Source organism: Treponema bryantii (genome assembly GCF_900111035.1).
Taxonomy (GTDB): Bacteria; Spirochaetota; Spirochaetia; order Treponematales; family Treponemataceae; genus Treponema_D; species Treponema_D bryantii_C.
Genome location: NZ_FOFU01000027.1, coordinates 1 through 1,346, shown reverse-complemented (window position 1 = coordinate 1,346; position 1,346 = coordinate 1). Strand labels below are relative to the sequence as shown.

The window sequence follows — 1,346 nt, the reverse complement described above, 5'->3', positions numbered from 1 at the left end:
CTAGTAGTAAGCGGAATCTTAAATATTGGAACAGAATATGGTGCAGTTGAAGTTACAGATCTTGAAATAAAGAATGACGGACTTGATATTGAAAAAGGCTGTAATGTTTCCTCATACAGTTTCGTTCTTTACGGATATAATGTAAGCGTAACAAAAGCAATATATTCAAAAGACAAGCTTCTTATAAAAGAAGGTGAAATTGAAGTATACGGTTCAAAATTCAATATTGAAGATCTTGGAATCGATACATCAGTAAAAGACAGCGTATACAAGGCAGGAACTGCAAAAGGAAACAGCTCATTTAATTCAGGATACACAGCAGAGCAGAATATAAGTGATCTTGAAATTGATACAGACGGTGTATTTGCAAAAGAATTAAAAGTTCCTGTATTTGGAGCTGGTGAAGCATGGAACTTAAAGCATGTTCTGTTAAGAGCAGCAGGAACAGTAAGCGTTACTACAACAGATGAATATAATACTCAAATAAACGGATATGATATTCAGACAAAGAAAACAACATTCAATGGCAAAGAAATTGTTGTAGAAAACGGAATAATCACAAATGCAAACGGCTTTAAGGATAATAAGCTCAATATTGCAAATGTTACCTTAAACTCAAATGCCCTTGTTTCTGGCGGAGAAACAGCTCAGAATGAGGTTTATAATCTTGACGGCTGGAATGTAGTATTTGATAAACTTTCCCTTGCCAACAACGGACTTGCAGGTAAGGCAACCGTACAGAATGAAGATGAAGATTATGAAATCGAAATTGCATTTGAATCATTTACAGTAAAAGCTGACGGAAGTTTTGCTACAGGAAAAGTAATTGAAGAAGACTCTTATATAATCAAAAATGAATATTATTTTGAGATTTCCAATGCAGTCATAAATCAGAATGCACAGAATAATAAATATGAAGTTGTTTCTTCAAAACCAAAACTTGTTACAGGTGAAAATGAATCAATTGAATTATCAAAGCTTTATATTGATTCAGAAGGAACTTTAAGAATTGATACATCAAAGAATAAATATACATTTACAACTTCAAACGGTTGTGAAATTGATGTTACAGAAACAAGTTTTGACGGAGAACAGTTCTATCTTAAGGGAAGCGGAAAACCTGGAGCATTTACAAACTACAGTACCAGTGATGTCACACTTACACTTTCACCTGCAATGAAGGTAAGCAGTGAGTATGCAGATATCGATTATAACTATACTTACAAGGGCTGGAATATTAAGGGCCATGGAGTACAGTACAAAAAGAACTATATAGAAATCGTTTCAAACGTAGTTACATTCAATGGAACAGAAATTGAAGTAGGTGATTTACTGTTCTCAATGGA

1 protein-coding gene is annotated in these 1,346 nt (G+C 33.7%); it reads left to right on the top strand.

The genetic code is table 11. The annotated features are described in order from the left end of the window. Positions 1-1,346: hypothetical protein (locus tag BMY21_RS15920; RefSeq protein WP_177177775.1), on the top strand; the 1,346-nt coding region annotated here is incomplete at both ends.